Source organism: Citrobacter sp. Cf132, assembly GCF_030333885.1.
GTDB classification, from domain to species: Bacteria; Pseudomonadota; Gammaproteobacteria; order Enterobacterales; family Enterobacteriaceae; genus Citrobacter; species Citrobacter freundii.
The window spans coordinates 19,155-41,990 of sequence record NZ_JAOWFA010000050.1 but is presented as its reverse complement, the minus strand read 5'-3'; the positions used below and the strand labels follow the sequence as shown (position 1 = coordinate 41,990).

23 protein-coding genes and 2 pseudogenes are annotated in these 22,836 nt (G+C 51.3%); 10 read left to right on the top strand and 15 right to left on the bottom strand.

Going from position 1 to position 22,836, the window contains the following annotated elements:
* A pseudogene (locus OGV85_RS08750) lies at nucleotides 1-1,095 on the top strand (ISNCY-like element ISKpn21 family transposase); the annotation flags it as partial.
* On the opposite strand, the pseudogene OGV85_RS08745 reads toward OGV85_RS08750, so the two are convergent.
* Nucleotides 1,091-1,841, bottom strand: a pseudogene (locus OGV85_RS08745) (hypothetical protein); the annotation flags it as partial. The pseudogenes OGV85_RS08750 and OGV85_RS08745 overlap by 5 nt on opposite strands.
* A gap of 84 nt (nucleotides 1,842-1,925) precedes the next feature.
* Between OGV85_RS08745 and OGV85_RS08740 the strand changes: the two are divergent.
* Entirely contained in the window at nucleotides 1,926-2,225 is a 300-nt protein-coding gene (locus tag OGV85_RS08740; protein WP_003032444.1) for a hypothetical protein, read from the top strand.
* A gap of 35 nt (nucleotides 2,226-2,260) precedes the next feature.
* Here the strand turns inward: OGV85_RS08740 and OGV85_RS08735 are convergent, their stop codons facing one another.
* Complete coding sequence (locus tag OGV85_RS08735) at nucleotides 2,261-2,782, bottom strand: GNAT family N-acetyltransferase (protein WP_003032443.1); 522 nt, start codon at nucleotides 2,780-2,782, stop codon at nucleotides 2,261-2,263.
* A gap of 110 nt (nucleotides 2,783-2,892) precedes the next feature.
* Here OGV85_RS08735 and tam point away from each other — a divergent pair, with 110 nt between their 5' ends.
* Together tam and OGV85_RS08725 are read left to right on the top strand one after the other, a co-directional pair.
* Nucleotides 2,893-3,651: a trans-aconitate 2-methyltransferase gene (tam, locus tag OGV85_RS08730; protein ID WP_003843653.1), complete on the top strand. Its 759-nt coding sequence runs from the start codon at nucleotides 2,893-2,895 to the stop codon at nucleotides 3,649-3,651.
* A 132-nt stretch (nucleotides 3,652-3,783) separates the two neighbouring features.
* Nucleotides 3,784-4,161, top strand: a complete 378-nt coding sequence (locus tag OGV85_RS08725; RefSeq protein WP_061548260.1) for a GFA family protein — start codon at nucleotides 3,784-3,786, stop codon at nucleotides 4,159-4,161.
* Here the strand turns inward: OGV85_RS08725 and OGV85_RS08720 are convergent.
* The 7 genes from OGV85_RS08720 to sad all read right to left on the bottom strand — a co-directional run bounded on the left by OGV85_RS08720 (nucleotide 4,158) and on the right by sad (nucleotide 11,871).
* On the bottom strand, nucleotides 4,158-5,072 hold the full coding sequence (locus OGV85_RS08720) for a bestrophin family protein (RefSeq protein WP_048218940.1): 915 nt from the start codon (nucleotides 5,070-5,072) through the stop codon (nucleotides 4,158-4,160). The two genes, OGV85_RS08725 and OGV85_RS08720, sit on opposite strands and share 4 nt — an antisense overlap.
* Nucleotides 5,073-5,287: 215 nt before the next feature.
* Nucleotides 5,288-6,739, bottom strand: a complete 1,452-nt coding sequence (locus OGV85_RS08715; protein WP_048218941.1) for a tagaturonate reductase — start codon at nucleotides 6,737-6,739, stop codon at nucleotides 5,288-5,290.
* Between the two features lie 106 nt (nucleotides 6,740-6,845).
* Nucleotides 6,846-7,373, bottom strand: coding sequence for a GNAT family N-acetyltransferase (locus tag OGV85_RS08710; RefSeq protein WP_048218942.1), 528 nt, complete (start codon nucleotides 7,371-7,373; stop codon nucleotides 6,846-6,848).
* 80 nt (nucleotides 7,374-7,453) lie between these two features.
* Entirely contained in the window at nucleotides 7,454-7,813 is a 360-nt protein-coding gene (locus OGV85_RS08705; protein WP_061548259.1) for a DUF4186 domain-containing protein, read from the bottom strand.
* Nucleotides 7,813-8,739 (bottom strand): glutaminase B, encoded by a 927-nt coding sequence (glsB, locus tag OGV85_RS08700; RefSeq protein ID WP_003032436.1) that lies wholly within the window; start codon nucleotides 8,737-8,739, stop codon nucleotides 7,813-7,815. The genes OGV85_RS08705 and glsB overlap by 1 nt, the downstream gene beginning before the upstream one ends.
* A 62-nt stretch (nucleotides 8,740-8,801) precedes the next feature.
* The gene (locus OGV85_RS08695) at nucleotides 8,802-10,379 is read right to left on the bottom strand and encodes a methyl-accepting chemotaxis protein (RefSeq protein ID WP_061548258.1); all 1,578 of its coding nucleotides are present in this window, start codon (nucleotides 10,377-10,379) and stop codon (nucleotides 8,802-8,804) included.
* A 103-nt stretch (nucleotides 10,380-10,482) separates the two neighbouring features.
* Nucleotides 10,483-11,871 carry a succinate-semialdehyde dehydrogenase gene (gene sad, locus OGV85_RS08690; RefSeq protein ID WP_048233721.1) on the bottom strand — a complete coding sequence of 463 codons (1,389 nt, stop codon included), beginning with the start codon at nucleotides 11,869-11,871 and terminating at the stop codon, nucleotides 10,483-10,485.
* A gap of 103 nt (nucleotides 11,872-11,974) precedes the next feature.
* Between sad and ptrR the strand changes: the two genes are divergently transcribed.
* Together ptrR and OGV85_RS08680 are read left to right on the top strand one after the other, a co-directional pair.
* Nucleotides 11,975-12,850 carry a putrescine utilization regulator PtrR gene (gene ptrR / locus OGV85_RS08685; protein WP_061548257.1) on the top strand — a complete coding sequence of 292 codons (876 nt, stop codon included), beginning with the start codon at nucleotides 11,975-11,977 and terminating at the stop codon, nucleotides 12,848-12,850.
* A gap of 222 nt (nucleotides 12,851-13,072) precedes the next feature.
* A complete protein-coding gene (locus tag OGV85_RS08680; protein ID WP_003032430.1) occupies nucleotides 13,073-14,269 on the top strand; it encodes a sugar transporter in 1,197 nt (398 codons plus the stop codon).
* Between the two features lie 36 nt (nucleotides 14,270-14,305).
* Here OGV85_RS08680 and OGV85_RS08675 read toward each other — a convergent pair whose 3' ends face one another.
* A complete protein-coding gene (locus OGV85_RS08675; protein ID WP_003032428.1) occupies nucleotides 14,306-14,971 on the bottom strand; it encodes a MarC family NAAT transporter in 666 nt (221 codons plus the stop codon).
* Between the two features lie 257 nt (nucleotides 14,972-15,228).
* Between OGV85_RS08675 and marR the strand changes: the two genes are divergently transcribed.
* From marR to marB, 3 genes are read left to right on the top strand one after another with little or no spacing between them, the layout of a single operon-like run.
* Nucleotides 15,229-15,663 carry a multiple antibiotic resistance transcriptional regulator MarR gene (gene marR / locus OGV85_RS08670; protein ID WP_003032426.1) on the top strand — a complete coding sequence of 145 codons (435 nt, stop codon included), beginning with the start codon at nucleotides 15,229-15,231 and terminating at the stop codon, nucleotides 15,661-15,663.
* An 18-nt stretch (nucleotides 15,664-15,681) separates the two neighbouring features.
* Nucleotides 15,682-16,065, top strand: coding sequence for an MDR efflux pump AcrAB transcriptional activator MarA (marA, locus tag OGV85_RS08665; protein WP_003032424.1), 384 nt, complete (start codon nucleotides 15,682-15,684; stop codon nucleotides 16,063-16,065).
* Between the two features lie 30 nt (nucleotides 16,066-16,095).
* Nucleotides 16,096-16,314 carry a multiple antibiotic resistance protein MarB gene (gene marB, locus OGV85_RS08660; RefSeq protein ID WP_003032422.1) on the top strand — a complete coding sequence of 73 codons (219 nt, stop codon included), beginning with the start codon at nucleotides 16,096-16,098 and terminating at the stop codon, nucleotides 16,312-16,314.
* A gap of 30 nt (nucleotides 16,315-16,344) precedes the next feature.
* Here marB and eamA read toward each other — a convergent pair whose 3' ends face one another.
* The gene (gene eamA, locus OGV85_RS08655) at nucleotides 16,345-17,244 is read right to left on the bottom strand and encodes an O-acetylserine/cysteine exporter (protein ID WP_003032420.1); all 900 of its coding nucleotides are present in this window, start codon (nucleotides 17,242-17,244) and stop codon (nucleotides 16,345-16,347) included.
* A 198-nt stretch (nucleotides 17,245-17,442) separates the two neighbouring features.
* On the opposite strand from eamA, the gene ydeE reads away from it, so the two are divergent.
* Nucleotides 17,443-18,630 carry an efflux MFS transporter YdeE gene (gene ydeE / locus OGV85_RS08650; protein ID WP_032949271.1) on the top strand — a complete coding sequence of 396 codons (1,188 nt, stop codon included), beginning with the start codon at nucleotides 17,443-17,445 and terminating at the stop codon, nucleotides 18,628-18,630.
* 43 nt (nucleotides 18,631-18,673) lie between these two features.
* Here ydeE and urtE read toward each other — a convergent pair whose 3' ends face one another.
* Genes urtE through urtB form a run of 4 tightly spaced genes read right to left on the bottom strand, consistent with a single transcriptional unit; the run spans nucleotide 18,674 to nucleotide 22,826 of the window.
* A complete protein-coding gene (gene urtE / locus OGV85_RS08645; RefSeq protein WP_003032416.1) occupies nucleotides 18,674-19,372 on the bottom strand; it encodes an urea ABC transporter ATP-binding subunit UrtE in 699 nt (232 codons plus the stop codon).
* 9 nt (nucleotides 19,373-19,381) lie between these two features.
* Nucleotides 19,382-20,179, bottom strand: a complete 798-nt coding sequence (gene urtD / locus OGV85_RS08640) for an urea ABC transporter ATP-binding protein UrtD (protein ID WP_061548256.1) — start codon at nucleotides 20,177-20,179, stop codon at nucleotides 19,382-19,384.
* Nucleotides 20,179-21,252 carry an urea ABC transporter permease subunit UrtC gene (gene urtC / locus OGV85_RS08635; RefSeq protein ID WP_003843623.1) on the bottom strand — a complete coding sequence of 358 codons (1,074 nt, stop codon included), beginning with the start codon at nucleotides 21,250-21,252 and terminating at the stop codon, nucleotides 20,179-20,181. Before urtC ends, urtD begins: the two co-directional genes overlap by 1 nt.
* Nucleotides 21,252-22,826: an urea ABC transporter permease subunit UrtB gene (urtB, locus tag OGV85_RS08630; protein WP_061548254.1), complete on the bottom strand. Its 1,575-nt coding sequence runs from the start codon at nucleotides 22,824-22,826 to the stop codon at nucleotides 21,252-21,254. Before urtB ends, urtC begins: the two co-directional genes overlap by 1 nt.
* Between the last annotated feature and the right edge of the window lie 10 nt (nucleotides 22,827-22,836).

The following is a 22,836-nucleotide window of genomic DNA, read 5'->3' as shown; positions in this document are numbered from 1 at the left end:
GTCATTGAACGTCGCATCACAACGCGCCGTGCGGCCGAGCACCTCGGTATCAGCGACAGGCAATGCCGCAGACTTCTTGCCCGTTACCGTGAAGGCGGACCGCTTGGTATGGCCAGCAGACGATGTGGCATGCGTGGTAACCGCCAGTTGCCACCCGGGCTCGCAGATCAGGCTCTGGAACTGATCAAGACGCGTTATGCTGATTTCGGTCCGACTCTGGCGCGTGAAAAGCTCGAAGAACTCCACGGACTGTTTCTTGGCAAAGAAACTGTCCGGCGCATCATGGTGCGGGCTGGCTTATGGGTTCCCCGTAAACAACGTGCCGCAAGGATCCCTCAACCACGGTACCGGCGTCCGTGTACTGGTGAGCTGATACAAATAGATGGCTGTGATCACGACTGGTTTGAAGGCCGTGGCCCGGCCTGCACCGCGCTGGTCTATGTTGATGATGCAACCAGCAAACTGATGGAACTGTTGTTTGTTAAATCGGAGTCCACGTTTTCTTACTTCGAAGCCACGCGGCGCTATATCGATAAGCATGGTAAACCGCTGGCACTGTACAGCGATAAAGCCGGTGTTTTTCGTGTTAACAATAAACACGCCACAGGCGGAGACGGGCATACTCAGTTTGGGCGAGCCATGCATGAACTGAACATCCAGACTATCTGTGCAGAAACCAGTCCCGCCAAAGGGCGTGTAGAACGAGCTCACCTCACTTTACAGGATCGTCTGGTCAAAGAGCTGCGGTTACAGGGCATTTGTTCAATGGAGGCTGCAAATGACTTCGCTGAGGCCTATATGGCTGACTATAACCGCCGTTTTGGCAAAGTACCGCGACATGATTTTGACGTACACCGTGCTGTAGAACATGATGAGGACCTGGGGCTTATTTTCACTGTTCGTGAAAAACGTAAAGTCTCAAAATCGTTGACGATACAATATGATAAAATGTTGTACCTGATTGAAGACAGCGAACTGAGTCGCCGTGCAATAGGTAAATATATCGATGTGTATCACTATCCTGATGGCAGAAAAGAGCTGCGCCTGAACGGTACGCTACTTCCCTACTCTACCTACGACCGACTGTCAGAGGTTGCAGCACAAAGTTTGGAGACATGATCTGTACATTGAACTCATTGAAGACGTCCTGAATATTACTGTGCAGTTCGTTACGCGCATCAGCCAGCGGCACCTCCGGCAGTAAACATACCTGCAGTTCATATGCAATGTACCAGTCCATCAGACTCAACTGACGCACCAATGGCGGCTGAGAAAGATCGATTCCTTTCGCCCGTTTGGCCGCTAACTCCAACATTGCGTGCACTTGCCGCCACGGTGTGTCATAGCCAATGGTGACGCCAATTGTCAGGTTGACGCCGCCGTTTGCGCTTTGCGCACTTAGATTAGTAATTTTCCCGCTGACGACAACTGCATTTGGTCGCGCCGACTGTATCTGGATGGATCCCCGGCAATTGTAAACGCCCCGCTTCTACTTGGTTGAGCACAGCTTTAAGTAGTTTCAATATTACTACGGTGATAACGAAAATGATTAGCACGATCATTAACCCAGGAAGAGCCGAGACAATCGACAATGCTATATCGCGCACCACTCGAACAAACCAATCACCCAATGACTCTCCCCAAACGCGCGTCCAGGGAAACAGACTAAAGGTCCAGCTGAGCCAGACATACAGTGAGACGATACCCAAGAGGATCATCAATGCTGCAAACAGGCGTATAAGCCTTCCCGACTGGTTATAGCGGGTGACTGACTCGATTTGTAGAGGCTCACGCACATCGGCTTCGGTGAAATTGCGTAATGTATTGCGGATGCGTATCATCAGACAATGCCTAACAAAAACGACAAGATCATCCTGCGCTTTGTGTGCTTACTACTCTTTACCTGTACGCTAACGGGTTGCATATTGACACGCGTTTCCGACAGCGCACATGCCAAAGAGGTCGACAGTTTGAATGTTGTTGGTCTGAGTCTGGATGCCGCAAGAAAAAGAGCAACCGAAAAAGGTTTTGAATGCAGCGAATATAGCAACCTGAATACGGTTGTAACTGACGATGGTGAACATCGATGGCTGCAAACTGAGTGCAGCAAGAAGAGCGCAGAGATGTTTTGCCCGCAAATGCGTTTTGTGGTGCTTAATATCGATCCTAAAACGAATACCGTCATTGAGGTGGGTAAATACATCGATCAACACACATGCTTTTAAAGACTAAAAGGTATCTGCTCTAATAATCTGGTTAATTATCGACAAAGACGATACAGGACATGTTGTGCTAACCGATGATCTGACGGCAGCGCGGGATGAACAAACTCTTCTGCTTTATTCATACCAAGTCGTATCATCAGTTTCTCTGACGGTGTGTTCAGCACTGAAGTGAATGAAACCACCTCACTTAACGCCAGCTCTTCGAAAGCAAACGTCAGGCATGCTTCGGCGGCTTCCAATGCTACTCCCTGGTGCCAGTATGCTTTAGCAAGACGCCAGCCTATTTCAGTACAGGGTGAAAAATGAAATTTATCAGGTTGTGGATGCAACCCCACACAGCCCACAAACTGGTGTGTTTCTTTTAACTCTACGGCCCAAAATCCCCAGCCGCGCGCTGCAATACCTTCACTAAACCTATCGACCAGGTTATCGCTTTCAGCCTTCTGTAGCGGTGCCGGGAAAAAGCGCATCACGTCAGAATCGGCATTGAGTGCAGCAAAAGGGGCTCGGTCTTTAGCTTCCCACTGTCGTAATATCAACCTTGGTGTTTCCAGCATATTCCTGCCCTTATCATTCATTTTCGTATAATCTTCTAAAATAAGTGGATCATCGGCAAGGGTTTATATCGTCCTTTTCCGACTTTTCCTCTCATACTGGAGATTTATACATGGCCGACTGGAACCCTTCGCTTTATCTGCAATATGAAACTGAACGTTCAAGACCCGCAGCGGAATTACTCAGCCGTGTGGCGTTAGAAAATGTCCGCTCAGTTGTTGATCTTGGTTGTGGCCCTGGTAACAGTACGGCATTGCTGCATCAGCGCTGGCCCACGGCAAAGACAACAGGAGTCGATTCCTCTCCTGCTATGCTGAATGAAGCGCGCAACACGTTACCTGACTGTCATTTTATCGAAGCGGATATAAGTCTGTTTCACCCCGAGCATCCCGTGGATCTGCTTTATGCAAATGCGTCGTTACAGTGGGTACCCGATCACTATGAATTATTCCCGCACCTGGTCTCACAACTGAGTCACAATGGCGTTCTGGCCGTGCAAATGCCAGATAACTGGCTGGAGCCAACGCATGTATTGATGCGCGAAGTGGCTTATGAACAAGATTACCCAGACCGTGGCCGTGCTCCGCTTCCTGGCGTTCACGCCTACTATGATATTTTGACCGAAGCGGGTTGTGATGTAGATATCTGGCGTACAACGTATTATCACATTATGGATTCGCATCAGGCAATTATCGACTGGGTTAGCTCAACGGGCCTGCGCCCCTGGTTGCAGGATTTGAGCGAAAGCGAGCAACGTCATTACCTGGCGCGCTACCATGAACTGCTCCAGGAACAATATCCGTTGCAGGAGAACGGCAAAATTTTACTGGCATTTCCGCGATTGTTTATTGTTGCCAGACGCAATAGTTAAGCGTTTATCATCTGGCAGATCACAGGAATAAACTATCAGCCATGCGTACCCTCGCCTTTTTATCATTAGGATCTAGTGGCTATGTCTGGCTTCTGTTAGTGTCTTGCAACATGTTTCTGACGGAGGGTTGTTATGTCTAAAGTCTACATTGGTGGGTGTCTGTGTGGCTCGATCCGTTTCACAGCCAGCAGTCCTAATAATTCCCATACCTGCTCCTGCGATATATGCCGGAAACATACGGGCGCCCCTACCGTCGTCTGGATTGAGTTTGATGCAGAAAATGTAGAATGGACGGGAAAAGCCGGAAAACCGACAACCTGGCGCTCATCAGAAACGACCAGTCGGGCCTTTTGCTCTCAGTGCGGCAGTTCCGTGGGCGCCATCGATGACGCCCCGGTCATTGCGCTTTTAGCCGGTGCTTTTGACGATCCTAACGATGAAGACCTTGCACCGGAGTTTCATTCGTTTTCCGATATGCAGCCCGCGTGGTGGCAAAACGAACGTCGCTAAGTGAGTTGATAGTGCTTATCCGGCATATGTTTTGCTGGCACATTTGTTTCATCATTCATTTGCAGTAAATCGATTTCGATTGCATTGCAAATCGCATCCAGCGGCAGGTCATTGTTCTCAGTACCAAACGGATCTTCAAGTTCTTCCGCAAGCGTATCGAGCGAGATAAAAGTATAGGAAATAAGCACTGAAATAAACGGTGTCATGTAGTGCAGATCCACCACCAGGGCGAATGGCAGCATGATACAGAACAGGTACACCGTGCGATGAAGGATCAAAGTATAAGCAAACGGGACCGGAGTATTCGCAATCCGCTCGCAACCTGCCAATACTGCCGACATATCATTTAATCTGTTGTTTAAACTATGAAATAATATATCGGACAGCTGCCCATCACGTCTGCGCACGGCCAACCACTCCCCCATCAGCAACAAAATACGGTTTGCCGGGGATTGTGCGGCAAATACCGTTTGCAAATCTTTCTCGCTAAGATATTTCGCTAACGGCTTCGCCTGTGGGTTTCGACGTAACGTCATGCGTAAACAGTGAGCAAATGCAATTTGCAGACGCACAAACTGTCCCAGTTCTGCATCGTCAGGTAACGTGGTTTTTACCTCACGCAGAAGCGATCGGGAAGAAATCATCAACTGCCCCCACAGGTGTCGGGCTTCAACGTAACGTGAGTAGCAGGCGTTATTGCGAAAACCTAAAAAGATCGCTATCGCCACGCCGAGAATGCTGAACGGCGCAAGGGTAAACTTAATGCCCAGCATCGTATACCAGGGCAACATGATAATAACGGCGATGGAAAGCAGGAAGTTCAGCAGCAGACGTGAAAAAATCTTGGATAATACGGAACCGTGCCAGACGAATATCAGGCGCATCCAGTGTTGTTGGGGACGAACGATCATGGTTATCTTCGGGAAAATGTGAAATCCGTCACATTAGACGCGATAGCGATCAATGTTGCAAGTTAATCGCAACATTATCCAAACAACTTTTGCCCTGCTTAAAACGAAGCCGCACGGAAGTCACAGACTGGGTTTATGACATAAATAACACAGTATGTTGTAACTAACTTATATCCAGAAAAAACCCGGCCTGAGCCGGGTTGTCGGTAGTCGTTTTAGCACAGTGGCTTAACGGCTTCCCGCATACCTTTTGCCAGAATGGTATCCAGATCGGTAGAAACCTGTTCCACCAGTCCAGAAACTTGTGTCAGGTCTTGCTCCCAGTGTTCTTTAACACCCAGTACAGATTTGACCAACGCTTCGGTGCTTATCTGGCGATCGCGATGCTGGGACCACAGCTGTTGAAAACGTTCTATCCAGTGCGCATCATCCTGAACCGGATAAGACTCACCGTGACGCTCTCCACGATAGAAAGCAATCAATGCGGCAAGCGCAAACGTCAAACGCGCTGGCAGTTTACCGCTGGCCTGTTGCCCTGCCAGCAGTTGCGGCAATATACGGGTGCGGAATTTGGTCATGCCATTCAGGGCAATAGACAACAGCTGATGTTTTATATAGGGGTTGCAGAATCGACCGGTTACCGCGCTGGCAAAAGACGCCAGCTCATCACGAGGTAAATCCAGTACCGGAATGATCTCTTCATAAATAGCTTTTTCAACGAAGGCGCAAATTTCTGCGTCATTCATCGCCTCGCCTACGGTGTCCAACCCTGCCTGCCAGGCAACAGGAACCAGCGCAGTGTGAGCACCGTTGAGAATCGCCACTTTGCGCTCTTTGTACGGTTTGATGTCATCCACAATCAGGACATTCAGCGGATACTTATCCAGACGTAGTTCTGCGGCTAATGACTTCGGCCCCTGAATGACAAACAGATAGAAATGTTCTGCCGTGTCGAGGAACGCATCATGATAGCCCAGTTCAGCTTCGAGCTTAGCTACCTCATCACGCGGATAGCCGGTAACAATACGGTCCACCAGCGTAGAGCAAAATGCATTGGCCTGATCCAGCCACTGAATAAACGCTTCCGGCAGCGTCCATTCCTGAGCGTAGCGCAGAACCAGTTCACGCAGCGCATCACCGTTATAATCAATCAGTTCGCAAGGGATGATAATCCAGCCTTTATCCAATGCGCCGTTAAAATAGCTGAAGCGTTCGAACAGCAAACGCGTCAGTTTAGCCGGATAACTTACCGCTGGCGCGTCGTCAAACTTATCGCCCGCGTGGTAACTGATACCTGCTTCCGTGGTGTTAGAGAACACAAAACGCATATCAGGATTATGTGCCAGCTTCAGGAACTCATCGTATTCGCTATAGACGCTGATTTCACGGTTAACTGAACGAATTAGACGAGCATCGCTGACAGCCTCGCCCTTCTCATTCAAACCACGAATGATAGTAGTATAGAGGCCATCCTGCGTACTCAGCGATGGCGGGAAGGTACTTTCGATAGGACGAACAATGACCACACCAGCGTTCAGATCGGTATGTTCGTTCAGCAGATCAACCTGCCAGTCTACAAAGGCGCGCAGGAAGTTTCCTTCACCAAACTGAATAATGCGTTCAGGATACTGAGCACCGGGGAAATCGCGACGATTTAGTGTTTGCACAATGGGTTCCCTTTATGATTAGTCATACAACCTGATTGAATTGGTCCAATAGGTTAGCAAACTTTAATACATTGAAACCCTGTTTTGATCAATCCCCGGCGACAAATTAGAGCGTTTTATAGAAAAGTGTGGTCCCGGTCAGCGTCCCATCGGGCATTTGGGCATAGTCAGGTATCACCCCTACCTTTTTCCACCCGCAATTGTGGTAGAACAACTCCGCGCCACTGCCCGTCGCCGTATCAAGCACCAGCAGCGTTTTACCTTGTTGACGCGCGCAACTTTCCAGTTCGTTCATCAATTCACGAGCCAGGCCACCGCGTCGCGCTGAGGGGTGAACCAGCAGTTTGGCAACATCAGCACGATGAGGTTGATTTTCAGGTTGATCGATAATGAGTTGGACGGTACCGACAAGCGTCCCCTGCGCGTTCTGCGTACCAAGAACGATCCGTTCTCCGCGAGAAACACTTTGCGCGACGTTCATCCAGAAAGGCTCTGATTTTTCGCGATTAAAGGGCAGCATAAAACTGATGGAGGCGCCGTCATTGACGCACCGTTCAAGAACATCGCTGAGCTCGTCGATTCGCGACAGAATCTGTGCAGCGCTCAGCACAAAGCAGTGTTTGCCGGAAGCCATGGTTTCTCCTTAGATTGACCCCTTCATACTGCTTTTAACAATTACACAACACAAGGGGTCATATCATAGGATAATGTTATCTATGGCTTGTTCATCTGAAGTACTAACCAGTGATAAATAACCGTGACAACGTAACGTTTTTGTTCATCGTTTAGCGCTATGCCCTGAGGTATATCATGCCATTTCGCCAGACACCCTCGACAGCACGTTGCCGTAGCATGTTGAGCGATAAATACCGGGTGACCACGCATGGGAGTCTGTTTACCATCATTGGCGGGAAACGCAGGTGCCAGTCGTTTAGCAATAAAATCCGCAGCATGTTGTTCGATAACCGGCGCCCCTTTATCCAGACAATACTGCCTTTCTTTCTGACCAAGACGAAACCGCGAGCGAAACGTTGATTTCGCCAGCCGGGCAAAAAGAGGATCGAGCGTATTCATCAGTAAACCGAACGCCCCAGCTGTTGTGTTAATTGCTCCAGCACGGCGATACCGGCCAGTGAATTTCCCGCCGGGTCCAGTTCCGGACTCCAGACAGCAATCGCCATCTCGTGAGGCACGATCGCCACGATGCCGCCACCCACACCAGATTTCGCCGGAAGCCCGACCCGCCAGGCAAACTCCCCTGCGTTCTGATACATGCCGCTGGTCGCCATTAGCGCATTGATCTGCCTGGCCTGCATCGGCGTCACCACGGGTTCCGCAAGATGAAAGGCATGTCCTTGATTTGCCAAAAAGACAAAGGTTCGCGCCAACTCCACACAGCTCATTTTCAGCGCGCAGTAGTGAAAGTAATTTTGCAAAACGGTGGTCACGTCATGGTGAAAATTGCCGAAGGATTTCATCAGCCAGGCAATAGCGGCATTACGCGCCGAGTGCTCAAACTCTGATCGCGCGACCGTCGCATCATAAGCGATATCCGAAACACCGCTTAACGCCCGTACCACTTCCAGCATCCGTTGACGCGGTGCGCTTAGACGCCCTTGCAACATATCGCAAACCACCAGCGCCCCGGCGTTAATAAAGGGATTGCGAGGGATACCCTGCTCCATTTCCAACTGCACCAGGGAGTTAAAAGGATGGCCAGAAGGATCTTTGCCGACACGCTGCCAAATCTCCTCTTCCTGATAGTGACGCATTGCTACGACCAGGCTGAGCACCTTTGAAATCGACTGAATAGAAAAACGTTCTTGCGCATCTCCCGCCTGATAGTGCTGTCCATCAACGGTACAGATAGCAATACCCAGTTTTGAACCGTCGACAGAGGCTAATGCCGGAATATAATCAGCGACTTTACCCTGACCAATCAGCGGACGAACCTGCTGCACAATGGTCTCTAAAATTGAATTGTCCATGGCCCTGGCCACAACATGCTCCTTGCTCGCAGGTATGAAAGGCCTGCGAGTATAACAGAGCTGAATACGCAGCGTCAGGCCGGAAGGCGGAATCTGGCCACGGCCTGCATAAGCTGGCGGGATTCATGGTGTAGCTGCAAGGAAGAGTCAGATGCAGCATTCACCAGTTCGCTGGTTTGCCGGGCTTCGCCGTTCAGGACATGCAGCTTTCGAGTCAACTGGTGAATATTGTTCCCTTGATTTAAAGTTGCAGTCGAAATGTCGTTCAGCAACGCACCAAGATTCTCAACCAGTGCGATAACCTGCTGCAAATTCTTATCCAGCCCGTTAACCGCGTGAAAGCCCTCTTCAATGCCCTGTAACGAGTGTTTAATCAGTGTCTGAATGTTTTGCGTAGACTGACCGCTTTTTCGCGCCAGCAGCCCAACTTCTTTCGCAACCACGGCAAACCCACGCCCTTGCTCCCCAGCATGTGCTGCCTCGATTGCCGCGTTAAGAGCCAGGATATTTGTCTGAAATGCAATGTTGTCGATAAGCGTTGTAATCCCTCGCATTTCAGACGAACGTGTCACAATCGCCTGCATTGACGTATTTACCGTCGCCATCATTCGGTCCCCGCCTGCCGCAACATCTCGCGCCTGCACAGCGCGTTGATTCGCCAGTTCAGCAAAGCCACTGTTATCCTCAACATGCATTTCCAGCAACGAAATATGCGATGTCACGCTGCTTAACTCTTCACTTTGTTTCGCCGACTGCTGATATAGCTGTTTATTGTTCTGCGCAAGTTCGTTGATATTTTCTACCATTGCAGTGGTGGCATCGTTCACCTGCTGCACCAGCGCGCAGAGACCTTGCTGCATTGCAGCAATACGCGAACTTAATTGCGTCACTTCCCGGTTAAACTGACTTACCTGCGGGGCCGGGCGAGACAGGTCCCCCGCTGCTAAAATATCGATATGATCGATCAGCCGTCGCAGTGGCATAATCACCCAACGGGACATACTGCGCCAGACCAGAAAGGCGATAACCACCAGCACGAGAGGAATAAACAAAAATAGATTCTGTAAACGCTCAAGACTGGTCAACAGCTGCTGACGCCCAGCTTCCGCATGTCGCCCACTGTGCTGCTGAAAGCGCGCGTAATTAGCGTTAAAGTCCGTCTGAAAGGCCTGCACGGGTACGGCAAAAAACGCATCAATGGAACCTGACTGCATCAGCCCATCCGCCTGCTCCTGAATACCGCTATAAAAACGCTGATAGCTCTCCGTTAGATCCGGATCCGGCTGCGGTTTCATATCCCGCCAGGCATCCCATGCACTTTTTGACTGCGCCAGCGCCCGGTATGCCTCTTCCATTAACGGACGCCAACTCCCGTCCGAACCGGTGGCGGCATCCTGCATAAAATAAATTCCCGCACGGTTAAGTAAATCGCTGGCAGATAATAACGCCACCCGCGCTTCATCAACCTTCGCCTGCTGTATAAGCGCGAGTTGATTACGTCCTTCATTATGCTGTGCGCCGCTGACTGAGGCCGAAAGCATTAAGGAGGACGCGACCTGCAAAACAGAGAACAGCGCAATAATGCAAAAAATGCCGGTTAACAGACCAAACTGACGGGGAATAAGACGACGGAAAATTTGCGTTATGTTCATATTACTCTTCTGTATCAAAGCGTTAGACGCGAGTGTACGGAGAGTAAATGACAGAAAAATTGCAGAAATAAGACAGGTGCCTCCAGCGGAGACACCTACACCATCAAAGGCGGTTTTTCCAGACGGTCTGCACGTTACAAAACTCATGCAGACCAAAGTGCGAAAGCTCTCGGCCAAAACCACTTTTCTTCACACCGCCAAAGGCAACGCGGGCATCGCTGGCACTGTAACCATTGATGAATACGCCACCACACTCCAAGCGCGACGCCATCTTCTGCGCCAGCACTTCATCCGCAGTAAACACCGTGGCAGATAAGCCGAAATCACTGTCATTCGCCAGCGCTAAGGCATGTTCCGCATTCTTCGCCACAGTAATTGCCGCAACCGGACCAAACAGCTCCTGGCGGAACGCCGTCATCTCTGGAGTAACATCGCCCAGTACCGTCACGGCATAGTAATTACCATGTCCCGCAATTTTTTCCCCGCCGAGAAGTAACCGCGCCCCTTCGGCAAGGGTGGCTTCAACCTGCTGGTGCAGCTCTTCACGCAGATCAAATCGCGCCATCGGCCCCAGATCGTTTTCTTCGTTCAGCGGATCGCCCATTTTGAGCGCGCTCGCAGCGGCCACAAAGCGTGAAGTAAATTCTGCCGCTATCCCTTCTTCGATAATAAAGCGTTTGGCTGCCGCACAAACCTGCCCGGTGTTCTGATAACGCCCGGTGACCGCCGCCTTAACGGCCAGATCGAGGTCTGCATCATTAAGGACAATAAACGGATCGGAGCCCCCCAGTTCAAGAACGCATTTTTTCAACGCGGCCCCCGCCTGGGCGCCAATCGCCGCACCAGCACGAACACTACCCGTCACCGTTACCGCCGTGATACGCGGGTCATTGATCATCTGACTGACCCCTGCGTTATCGGCATTCACCCAACCATAAACCCCCGCGGGTACACCCGCATCAGCGAAAACCTGCGCAATAATTGCAGCACAGCCGGTTACGTTAGGCGCATGCTTTAACAGGTAACCATTTCCGGCCAACAGAATCGGGACGGCACCTCGCATTACCTGCCAGAGTGGGAAGTTCCACGGCATGATCGCCAGAATAGTTCCTACCGGACGATACTCAATCACCGCCTGGTTGTTCTCCACCAGCGTGGGTTCCGGACTGAGCATCGCCGGTCCATGCTCGGCGTACCAGTCACACAACGCAGCTGACTTAGCGACTTCAGCACGCGCCTGCTTAATGGGTTTACCCATTTCACGTGAGATACACTGCGCCATCTCTTCCGCACGATGGCGCAGTGCTTGCCCAATATGGCGCAGCATTTGCGCACGGTCCTCAACGGAAGTGTGTTTCCATTCGCTATAGCCATTCGCTGCAAGGTTCAGCGCATGATCAATCTCTTCCACGCTGGCCCACGGCGTCGCCGTCAGTCTTTCACCGCTGGTAGGGTCAATGGAAATCGCATGTGTTGCTGCTGTGATAGTCATTAAGTGCCTCTCTTTATCGCAGGGTATGGTTATATCATGAGCATATTTACTCTTTCTGAAAAATGAATAATATTAACCATACCATTCACGAATAGAGAAAATTATGGATCTGACGCAGCTGGAAATGTTTAATGCCGTCGCGGAGACTGGCAGTATTACGCAGGCCTCTGCGAAGGTTCATCGCGTGCCATCTAATCTCACCACCCGTATACGTCAGCTTGAAGCCGACCTGGGCGTTGATCTGTTTATTCGTGAAAACCAGCGTCTGCGGCTTTCCCCATCCGGGCACAACTTTTTGCGCTACAGCCAGCGGATCCTAGCGCTGGTTGAGGAAGCCAGGATGGTCGTCGCCGGGGATGAGCCGCAAGGACTCTTCTCTCTCGGCTCGCTTGAAAGTACAGCAGCAGTACGCATCCCCGCCACGCTGGCTGAATATAACCAGCGTTACCCCAAAATTCAGTTCGCGTTAGCGACGGGTCCTTCAGGCACAATGCTGGACGGCGTGCTCGACGGAACATTGAACGCTGCCTTTGTCGATGGCCCAATTACCCATCCAGGCCTTGAAGGAATGCCGGTCTACCGTGAAGAGATGATGATTGTCACTCCTAACGGTCATCCCCCCATTCAGCGGGCCAGCGACGTCAACGGTTGCAGTATTTACGCCTTTCGCGCCAACTGTTCCTATCGCCGCCATTTTGAAAGCTGGTTTCATGCCGATCGCGCCATGCCCGGCACCATTCACGAAATGGAGTCATATCACGGTATGCTGGCCTGCGTCATTGCCGGAGCGGGTATCGCACTGATCCCGCGTTCGATGCTGGAGAGCATGCCTGGGCATCATCAGGTAAACGCCTGGCCGCTAAGCGAGAACTGGCGCTGGCTGAATACATGGCTGGTCTGGCGCAGAGGTGCAATGACGCGGCAACTGGAAGCGTTTATTGAGGTGTTGAACCCTCAGTTATCACAAAGCCCGGAGTAACTGGCGATCCTCAAAGAACATGAATAACTGTATATCCGGGTGAAGTCATACCCCCGGAATTTCATTATTATTGAAATACTTAAAAATATGAGGAATGTTCGGCAGCAAATTATAGCGCCCTGCCAATGAAATGAGATCCGCATCACAAAATGATTGTATTTTCGCCAGCAAACGTTTTAAGATCGTGGCCTTACCTTTTCGCAGCTAATCCTCTTATTTGATATGACAACAGACACTGTTTCCCGCAAGGTCGCGTGGCTACGGGTAGTTACGCTTGCCATTGCCGGTTTTATTTTCAATACCACAGAGTTTGTCCCTGTCGGTTTGCTTTCCGACATCGCACAAAGCTTCAATATGCAGACCGCTCAGGTCGGGATCATGCTGACGATCTACGCCTGGGTTGTTGCCCTGATGTCGCTCCCCTTCATGTTACTTACCAGTCAGGTGGAGCGCCGAAAACTTCTGATCTGTCTGTTTGTTGTGTTTATCGCCAGCCATGTGCTCTCTTTCCTGGCATGGAATTTTACCGTGTTGGTAATTAGCCGTATTGGTATTGCCTTTGCGCACGCTATTTTCTGGTCGATCACCGCATCGCTGGCAATTCGCCTGGCTCCTGCCGGGAAACGTGCACAGGCTCTCAGCCTGATTGCCACTGGCACTGCGCTGGCGATGGTATTGGGGCTGCCCATCGGGCGTATCGTCGGTCAGTATTTTGGCTGGCGCACGACCTTCTTCGCCATCGGTATGGGGGCGTTAGTTACCCTGCTTTGCCTGATTAAGCTCCTGCCCAAACTACCCAGTGAGCACTCCGGCTCTTTAAAAAGCCTGCCCGTGTTATTCCATCGCCCGGCATTGATGAGTCTGTATCTACTGACGGTGATTGTGGTCACCGCGCATTATACGGCCTACAGCTATATCGAGCCGTTCGTGCAGACCGTCGCGGGCCTGAGCGCAAATTTTGCTACTGTCTTATTGCTGGTTCTGGGTGGTGCGGGAATTGTCGGTAGCGTCATTTTCGGTAAGCTGGGTAATCTGCATGCGTCCGTACTGATTAGCAGTGCCATTGCCCTGTTGACGATATGCCTGGTACTGTTACTTCCCGCCGCTGACAGCGAAATGCACCTTGCCATCCTGAGTATTTTCTGGGGCGTCGCCATCATGCTGATAGGCCTGGGTATGCAGGTGAAAGTGCTGGCACTTGCTCCGGATGCGACTGACGTCGCAATGGCGCTGTTCTCCGGAATCTTTAATATCGGTATTGGCGCTGGCGCACTGGTAGGTAATCAGGTGAGTTTGCACTGGTCGATGTCTACGATTGGTTACGTCGGCGCAGTGCCTGCCGTTGCCGCGTTGATATGGTCGGTGATTATCTTTCGTAAATGGCCGGTATCACTGGAAGAACAGCCTCAGCATTCATAAAAAATATGCCCGGTAAATATTACCGGGCATAGTGTTTTAAGCGTAGGTTTTGATAATTTCCAGCACGCCGTTAATAATAAACTGCACGCCCATACACACCAGCAGGAAGCCCATCAAACGAGAAATCGCTTCGATACCACCTTTACCGACCAGCCGCATGATCCCCCCGGAACTGCGCAAACAGCCCCACAGGATAATCCCGACAACCGCAAAAATAATCGGCGGCGCGATCATTATCACCCAGTCCGGAAATTCGGAGCCATGACGCACGGTTGACGCGGAGCTGATGATCATCGCAATCGTCCCCGGACCGGCAGTGCTTGGCATAGCCAGCGGTACAAAAGCGATATTGGCCGTCGGTTCGTCTTCCAGCTCTTCAGACTTGCTTCTCGCTTCCGGAGAATCATGCGCCTTCTGCTGTGGAAACAGCATCCGGAAGCCGATAAACGCAACGATTAACCCACCCGCAATACGTAACCCGGGAATCGAAATCCCGAACGTATTCATTACCACCTGCCCGGCGTAGTACGCCACCATCATAATGGCAAATACATAGACAGATGCCATGAGTGACTGACGGTTACGCTCTGCGCTGTTCATATTGCCGGCTAGGCCAAGGAACAACGCCACGGTGGTTAACGGGTTTGCCAACGGTAACAGGACTACCAGCCCCAGTCCTATTGCTTTAAACAAGTCCATCATAATGTCATCTTTCCTGTGCGTTAATCGTCAGCGGCAAGTATACGGTGAAATCCGCGAGATAAGCCATTTTCGTGATGTAAGGATTCATTTTTCATCCGCACGTATAAACCATAATTATCAAACCGTTAAAATTCCACTTGCCAGGTATTGAGTCTGATGATTTAGCAAAACGTGGCATTTGCGGATCCATTCGTTTGACTTATATTTGCCTAAGCAATAATATCAGCCGTGACTAACTACTTGCCAGGGCAACCATTGTGAAAAACACCAGTGATCTGTTTAACGAAATCATCCCACTGGGTCGTTTGATCTATATGGTTAATCAGAAAAAAGATCGTTTGCTAAACGACTATCTGTCACCGCTGGATATCACGGCATCGCAGTTCAAGGTGCTCTGCTCCATCCGTTGCGCGGTGTGCATCACCCCTGTCGAATTGAAAAAAGTGCTGTCTGTCGACCTTGGCGCCCTGACGCGGATGCTGGACAGACTGGCCTGTAAAGGCTGGATAGAAAGGCTTCCGAATCCACATGATAAGCGTGGCGTGCTGGTGAAACTCACCGATCATGGCGCAGCAATTTGCGAGCAGTGTCATCAATTAGTAGGGCAAGACCTGCACCAGGAACTAACAAAAAACTTAACGGCGGATGAAGTAGCCACACTTGAGCACTTGCTTAAGAGAATCCTGCCGTAAACAGAAAGAGGTATGACGATGTCCAGACGCAATACTGACACAATCACTATTCATAGCATTTTGGACTGGATCGAAAATAACCTTGAATCGCCGCTCTCGCTGGAAAAAGTGTCTGAGCGTTCAGGTTACTCCAAATGGCACCTGCAACGGATGTTTAAAAAAGAAACCGGTCATTCACTGGGTCAATACATTCGCAGCCGTAAAATGACTGAAATAGCGCAAAAATTAAAAGAGAGTAACGAGCCCATTCTTTATCTGGCAGAGCGTTACGGTTTTGAGTCTCAGCAGACGCTGACCCGGACATTCAAAAATTATTTTGATGTTCCGCCGCACAAATACCGTATGACGAATATGCATGGCGAATCGCGCTATTTGCTTCCACTCAATCAATGTAATTGCTAATCGCCAGTTAACGACGTAACCGAGGAAATCATGAAACTTCTGTCTTATGCGATGCTGGCCCTGCTGTTTGTTGTTTCGGGTCAGAGCATGGCGGAACAGACCGCGCAACCTGCCACACAGAACAGTCGCGACGCGATGATTATGCCCCCTGCGCACGATCAGTCCCCGTTCGATTTTAATCATATGGGTGCAGGCAGCGACAAGTCCGACGAATTAGGTGTGCCTTATTACAATCTGCGCAACCTGTAATTATATTGCCCCGCAACCGCGGGGCTTTTTTTAGCCCCTCACCGACGCAATTTTACGCAACCGAAAACCAAACACATTGATATACAGCCCAGCCATGATCAGTAGCGCGCCAAGTAGCTGTAATCCGCTAAGCGTTTCGTCCAGCAGTACGGCCGCACTCGCCAGACCGACAACCGGCACCAACAGCGATAGCGGCGCTACCCGCCAGGTCTCATAGCGTCCGAGTAACGAACCCCAGATGCCATAACCCACAATGGTCGCCACAAACGCCAGATACACCAGTGACAGAATGGTCGTCAAATCTATCGCCACCAGACTTTGGGTAATTTGCGCTGGACCATCGAGAAGTAATGAGGCCAGGAAGAACGGAACAATGGGGATTAACGCGCTCCATACCACCAACGACATAACGGCCGGACGCGATGTATGCTGCATGATTTTTTTGTTAAAAATATTGCCGCAGGCCCAGCTTAGCGCCGCCGCCAGCGTCAGCATAAAACCGAGCATGCCAACATGCTGACCGTTCAGACTGGCTTCAATCAGTACCAGCACACCAAATACCGCCAGCGCAATTCCTACCAGCTGTTTACCCTGCAGACGTTCGCCAAAGGCGAATGCCCCCAGAATGATGGTGAAAAACGCCTGAGCCTGTAATACCAGAGAAGCTAACCCGGCAGGCATACCAAATTTGATGGCGCTGAAGAGAAACGCGAACTGTCCAAAACTAATTGTCAGGCCGTAGCCGAGTAAAAGCGAAAGCGGAATTTTCGGGCGGGCAACAAAAAAAATCGCCGGGAACGCCACCAACAAAAAGCGTAACCCTGCCAACATCAACGGCGGCATATTGTGCAAACCCACTTTAATGACAACAAAGTTCAGTCCCCAAACCACAACGACCAGTAACGCCAATAACCCGTCTTTACGCGACATACCACCGCCCCTGCAAATATTAAATTTTTGTAAACAAGTTAAAGTAACGGAAATCGTTGTACCGTAACAGATCATTAATTCAGGTAGGCCACACAGGGCATTTTCGGACAACTTATTGGGTGTACATCACACTTTTAGCATGCTATTTGTTTCTGATATCTAAAAAAAACATAACAACATGCATTGTCGGGCAGGAAAATGAATATCTCTCTGAGAAGGTCCACTCTCGCGTTACTTGCGTCATCTTTGTTATTAACCATTGGTCGTGGCGCCACGCTGCCATTTATGACGATTTACCTCAGTCGACAGTATCAACTGAGCGTCGACCTGATCGGTTATGCGATGACGGTTGCACTGACCATAGGCGTCGTCTTCAGCCTTGGCTTTGGTATTCTGGCCGACAAGTTCGATAAAAAACGCTATATGTTGCTGGCTATCTGCGGCTTTGCCTCCGGCTTTATTGCTATTCCGCTGGTGCATAACGTCGTGATAGTGGTTTTGCTCTTTGCCCTGATCAACTGCGCCTACTCCGTCTTCGCCACGGTGCTGAAAGCCTGGTTTGCCGATAACTTGTCTGCGACCAACAAAACGAAAATTTTCTCACTTAACTATACCGTGCTGAACATCGGCTGGACCGTTGGTCCGCCGCTGGGCACGCTGCTGGTTATGCAAAGCATTAACCTGCCGTTCTGGCTAGCTGCCGCCTGTTCTGCGCTACCTCTGGTGTTTATCCAGACGTGGGTAAAACGTTCACCGGCAACCGCAGAAAGTGTAAATGCCGCTGTTTGGTCCCCTTCAGTACTGCTGCGCGACAGAGCATTATTCTGGTTTACGCTGTCAGCATTTTTGGCATCATTCGTTGGCGGCGCCTTTGCATCCTGTATTTCGCAATACGTTATGGTGGTTGCAAACGGCGATTTTGCCGAGAAAGTGGTGGCAGTCGTCCTGCCCGTCAACGCCGCCATCGTAGTATCACTGCAGTACGCACTTGGTCGCAGGCTCACCGCCACGAATATCCGCCCGTTAATGACAATGGGTACAGTCTTCTTTGTCGTTGGCCTGGTCGGTTTCGCTTTCTCCGGCAACAGTCTGTTGTTATGGGGAATTTCTGCTGCCTTTTTCACTATCGGCGAAGTCATTTACGCACCGGGTGAATACATGCTTATCGACAACATCGCGCCAGCAGGCATGAAAGCCAGCTATTTTTCTGCCCAGTCGTTAGGCTGGCTTGGCGCAGCGGTTAACCCATTAGTCAGCGGCGTCATTTTAACCACATTGCCATCATGGTCGCTGTTTGTGGCGCTGATAGTGGCGATCGTTCTTGCCTGGGCGCTAATGATAAAAGGCATGCGCGCCAAACCCTGGGGCCAGACGGCGGTCTGCTAGTTATTATGTTCGCGACAGAGCCACAGTCGCTCTGTCGCATACCTCAGATAGCAACCAGTCCCCGAACGCCCTCGGCCTCCATATTTTTACCGTCGCCGCTTTGAATAATGCTGCCCCGCGACATCAACAGGTATTTGTCGGCGAGCTGCTCGGCAAAATCATAGAACTGCTCCACCAGCAAAATGGCCATATCGCCGCGATGCGCCAGTTGGGAAATCACCTGACCAATCTCTTTAATCACCGACGGCTGGATCCCCTCGGTAGGCTCATCAAGGATCAACAATTGTGGGCGACTTGCCAGTGCTCGTCCAATCGCCAGTTGCTGCTGCTGCCCGCCGGACAAATCTCCGCCCCGCCGATGCTTCATTTCCTGTAAAACCGGAAAGAGCGCGTAAATATCATCCGGCACATGTCGTGCCTCCGGTGCTGAAAAACGGGAAAGGCCGAGCAGCAGATTCTCTTCTACCGTCAAACGCGGAAAAATATCACGCCCCTGCGGGACATACGCCACACCGGCCCTGACCCGCTGATGCGGCTTCCAGTGAGTGACATTTTTCTCCTGCCAGAGCACGCTTCCGCTGCGGGCCGGAATAAGCCCCATCAGACACTTAAGTAGCGTTGTTTTCCCCACGCCGTTACGCCCCAGCAGACATGTCACCTCACCGATACGCGCTTCAAAGTTCACCCCGCGCAGAATATGACTGCCGCCATAATATTGATTCAGTTCTTTCACCTGCAGCATCTGCACTCCTTAACGCCCGAGATAAACTTCAATAACCTGCTCGTTGGCCTGCACTTCACGAAGGCTCCCCTGAGCCAGGACACGTCCTTGATGTAATACTGTAACTCGATCGGCAATGGTTTCGACAAATCCCATATCGTGCTCAACAACCATCAGAGAGTGCTTACCGGCAAGCTGGCGAAACAGCTCCGCCGTGTATTCCGTTTCCGCATCCGTCATCCCCGCCGCGGGTTCATCCAGTAGCAGTAAATGCGGCTCCTGTACCAGCAGCATGCCAATTTCGAGAAACTGTTTTTGCCCATGCGAAAGCAGACCGGCGCGGCGGGCCCGCTCATTACCCAGCCGCAACAGCGCCAGTACTTCATCAATACGATCCCGCTGTTCGCCTGAGAGTCGTGCCCGTAGAGAACCCCAGACAGATTTATCATTTTTCAGCGCCAGCTCCAGGTTATCTTCCACCGTTAATGCTTCAAATACCGTGGGCTTTTGAAATTTCCGTCCAATCCCCTGACGTGCAATGGCAATGGGATCCAGCGTCGTTAAGTCGGTCGACTGATCGTATATCGCACGACCACTTTGCGGCCTGGTTTTGCCGGTAATGACATCCATTAACGTCGTTTTTCCGGCGCCGTTGGGCCCGATGATGCAACGCAGTTCCCCAACCCCAATATTGAGCGTGAGATCGGTTAGCGCCTGAAAGCCATCGAAGTTAACGTTAATTTTTTCCAGCTGTAGCACCGGATCAGTCTGGTTGCGAAACCGATCCCCCGGCATCTGGCGAGTAAATAGCCCTTCATCTGGCTGCATTATTTGTCTCCCTTGCGAAACAGACCAATTACACCTCGGGGTAAAAACAGCGTAACGCCAATAAAGATCAGGCCAAGAAACAGCTGCCAGTATTCCGGCATGATGACGGTAAACAGGCTTTTCGCGCCATTCACCAACACGGCGCCGAATACCGGGCCGATCAGGGTTCCACGTCCGCCGAGGGCAACCCAAATCGCCGCTTCAATCGAGTTGGTCGGCGACATTTCGCTAGGGTTAATGATCCCCACCTGCGGAACATACAGCGCTCCTGCCAGGCCGCACAGTACAGCGGAAAGCGTCCACACCAGTAACTTGAAACCTTTCGGATCGTAACCACAGAACATCAGACGGTTCTCTGCATCGCGCACGGCAGTCAGAATACGGCCGAACTTACTGCGGGCCAGCGCCTGTCCCAGCCATAATGCCAGCACCAGCAGCATGACCGTCGCCAGAAACAGCGCGATACGGGTTGAGGTGGCGGTTACCGGGAATCCCAGAATGGTGGTAAAGCCGGTAAAACCGTTATTTCCCCCAAAACCCGTTTCGTTGCGAAAAAACAGCAGCATTCCTGCGAAAGTCAGGGCCTGGGTCATGATGGAGAAATAGACCCCTTTGATTTTTGACCGAAAGGCAAACCAACCAAATACCAGTGCCAGCAGGCCAGGAACCAGAACGACCAGCAGTAGCGCCCAGATAAAATGTTGCGTCCCCCACCAAAACCACGGCAGCTCGCTCCACGACAGGAATGACATGAAGGCCGGTAATCCTTCGCCAGAGGCCTGGCGCATCAGGTACATTCCCATCGCATACCCTCCCAGCGCAAAGAAAATACCGTGTCCCAGCGAGAGCATGCCGGCATAGCCCCACACAAGATCCAGCGCGACCGCCACAATGGCATAACAGAGAATTTTCCCGGCCAGCGTTAGCGTCCACACCGATATAGCCAGCGGATGGTCCGCAGGTAACAGTGCAAGAAACGGCAGAATAATCAACGCCAGCAGCAACCCCAGCCCCAGGATGCGCGTCGCGCGTGGCGCTTTACGCGCCAGCGTTAATGTCATTGGCATCGTCATCAGTCAATAACCCTCCCTTTTAGCGCGAACAGCCCCTGCGGACGCTTCTGAATAAACAGAATAATCAGCACCAGAATCATGATTTTGCCTAGAACTGCCCCCACCTGAGGCTCCAGAATTTTATTGAAGATCCCCAGTCCAAACGCCGCGGCCACGCTCCCTGCGAGTTGTCCCACGCCGCCCAGCACCACAACCAGAAACGAATCGATAATGTAGCTTTGCCCCAATTCGGGTCCTACGTTGCCCAACTGCGAGAGCGCTACGCCCCCCAGCCCGGCAATGCCTGAACCAAGGCCAAAGGCCAGCATATCGACTCGTCCGGTAGGTACGCCGCAGCAGGCCGCCATATTGCGATTTTGCGTCACGGCACGTACGCGCAGCCCCAGACGCGTTTTATTCAACAACAGCCAGGTGAAAAACAGCACCAGAATGGCAAAGCCAAGCACCACAATTCGGTTCCACGGTAAAATCAGATTGGCATAAACCTGAATCCCCCCTGAAAGCCATGCCGGATTGGCGACTTCCAGGTTTTGCGCGCCGAAGGACATACGCACCAACTGGATGAGCATCAGGCTGATCCCCCAGGTCGCCAGCAGCGTTTCGAGAGGACGCCCGTATAAATGGCGGATCACCCCGCGCTCAAGCAGCATTCCTACCGCTGCGGTAAGTAAAAAGGCAACCGGCAGCGCAATAACCGGATACCAGGCTAGCCATTGCGGGAAAAACTGGCTCATCAGTTGTTGTACCATCCAGGTACAGTAAGCCCCGAGCATTAACATCTCGCCATGCGCCATATTAATGACGCCGAGTAATCCATAGGTTATAGCCAGACCCAATGCCGCCAGCAGCAAAATTGAGCCCAGCGACAGCCCCATAAAGGCCTGTCCAAGAAGATCGCCAATCTTCATGCGATGCGCGATGGAATTCAGGCTTTCGCCAGCGGCAGCACGCACGCGGGTATCGGGTTCATGTTCAGCCTGGGTGAATGGTTGCAGGCGCGCCTGAGTTTCAGGATCATTTGACGACCCTAATAGTTCGATTGCCTGACGTCTGACCTCCGGCGAGGAACTGTTCAGCTGCAGATTTGCCAGTGCAATAGCCAGCGCGGATTTCACATCACCATTTGACTCCTGAGCCAGTCGTTGCTGTAAAAACGGCAGCATATCCGGCTGTGCCTCACGCTGTAATGTACGAGCTGCATCTAACCTTGTCGTGACACTGTCACTTAAAAGCTGATGGACAGCCAACGCTCCTGCCACCAGATTACGCAGGCGGTTAGTCAGGCGAATTTTTTTTAGCTCGCCGTTTGGGATTGTCGCTGTTCCTAACGGTTGTGCGTGCGAGCCGTTCATGATGAAGGTATTTTTCGCGTTATCAGTCAGCAGATTCTCCTCGCGCAACGCGCTGAGCAGCGGGATGCGCTGAACATCGGGATTCACCGCCCATTGTTCAAGCAAGGCGGCCTGCTGAGTTCGATTTGCGGCTGTAAAAGTATCGGCATCTGATGCCTGCGCTATCCACGGCAAAAACCACGTCAGCAACAACACACCACGAATAAAGCGCATAACTTTCATGAGCATTCTC

What these genes read in the sequence shown, in the direction of transcription:
- OGV85_RS08735 (WP_003032443.1), bottom strand. Translation starts at nt 2,782, where the DNA reads ATGCTGGAAACACCAAGGTTGATATTACGACAGTGGGAAGCTAAAGAC.
- tam (WP_003843653.1), top strand. Translation starts at nt 2,893, where the DNA reads ATGGCCGACTGGAACCCTTCGCTTTATCTGCAATATGAAACTGAACGT.
- OGV85_RS08725 (WP_061548260.1), top strand. Translation starts at nt 3,784, where the DNA reads ATGTCTAAAGTCTACATTGGTGGGTGTCTGTGTGGCTCGATCCGTTTC.
- OGV85_RS08720 (WP_048218940.1), bottom strand. Translation starts at nt 5,072, where the DNA reads ATGATCGTTCGTCCCCAACAACACTGGATGCGCCTGATATTCGTCTGG.
- OGV85_RS08710 (WP_048218942.1), bottom strand. Translation starts at nt 7,373, where the DNA reads ATGGCTTCCGGCAAACACTGCTTTGTGCTGAGCGCTGCACAGATTCTG.
- OGV85_RS08705 (WP_061548259.1), bottom strand. Translation starts at nt 7,813, where the DNA reads ATGAATACGCTCGATCCTCTTTTTGCCCGGCTGGCGAAATCAACGTTT.
- OGV85_RS08695 (WP_061548258.1), bottom strand. Translation starts at nt 10,379, where the DNA reads ATGAACATAACGCAAATTTTCCGTCGTCTTATTCCCCGTCAGTTTGGT.
- sad (WP_048233721.1), bottom strand. Translation starts at nt 11,871, where the DNA reads ATGACTATCACAGCAGCAACACATGCGATTTCCATTGACCCTACCAGC.
- ptrR (WP_061548257.1), top strand. Translation starts at nt 11,975, where the DNA reads ATGGATCTGACGCAGCTGGAAATGTTTAATGCCGTCGCGGAGACTGGC.
- OGV85_RS08680 (WP_003032430.1), top strand. Translation starts at nt 13,073, where the DNA reads ATGACAACAGACACTGTTTCCCGCAAGGTCGCGTGGCTACGGGTAGTT.
- OGV85_RS08675 (WP_003032428.1), bottom strand. Translation starts at nt 14,971, where the DNA reads ATGATGGACTTGTTTAAAGCAATAGGACTGGGGCTGGTAGTCCTGTTA.
- marA (WP_003032424.1), top strand. Translation starts at nt 15,682, where the DNA reads ATGTCCAGACGCAATACTGACACAATCACTATTCATAGCATTTTGGAC.
- marB (WP_003032422.1), top strand. Translation starts at nt 16,096, where the DNA reads ATGAAACTTCTGTCTTATGCGATGCTGGCCCTGCTGTTTGTTGTTTCG.
- eamA (WP_003032420.1), bottom strand. Translation starts at nt 17,244, where the DNA reads ATGTCGCGTAAAGACGGGTTATTGGCGTTACTGGTCGTTGTGGTTTGG.
- ydeE (WP_032949271.1), top strand. Translation starts at nt 17,443, where the DNA reads ATGAATATCTCTCTGAGAAGGTCCACTCTCGCGTTACTTGCGTCATCT.
- urtE (WP_003032416.1), bottom strand. Translation starts at nt 19,372, where the DNA reads ATGCTGCAGGTGAAAGAACTGAATCAATATTATGGCGGCAGTCATATT.
- urtD (WP_061548256.1), bottom strand. Translation starts at nt 20,179, where the DNA reads ATGCAGCCAGATGAAGGGCTATTTACTCGCCAGATGCCGGGGGATCGG.
- urtC (WP_003843623.1), bottom strand. Translation starts at nt 21,252, where the DNA reads ATGACGATGCCAATGACATTAACGCTGGCGCGTAAAGCGCCACGCGCG.
- urtB (WP_061548254.1), bottom strand. Translation starts at nt 22,826, where the DNA reads ATGAAAGTTATGCGCTTTATTCGTGGTGTGTTGTTGCTGACGTGGTTT.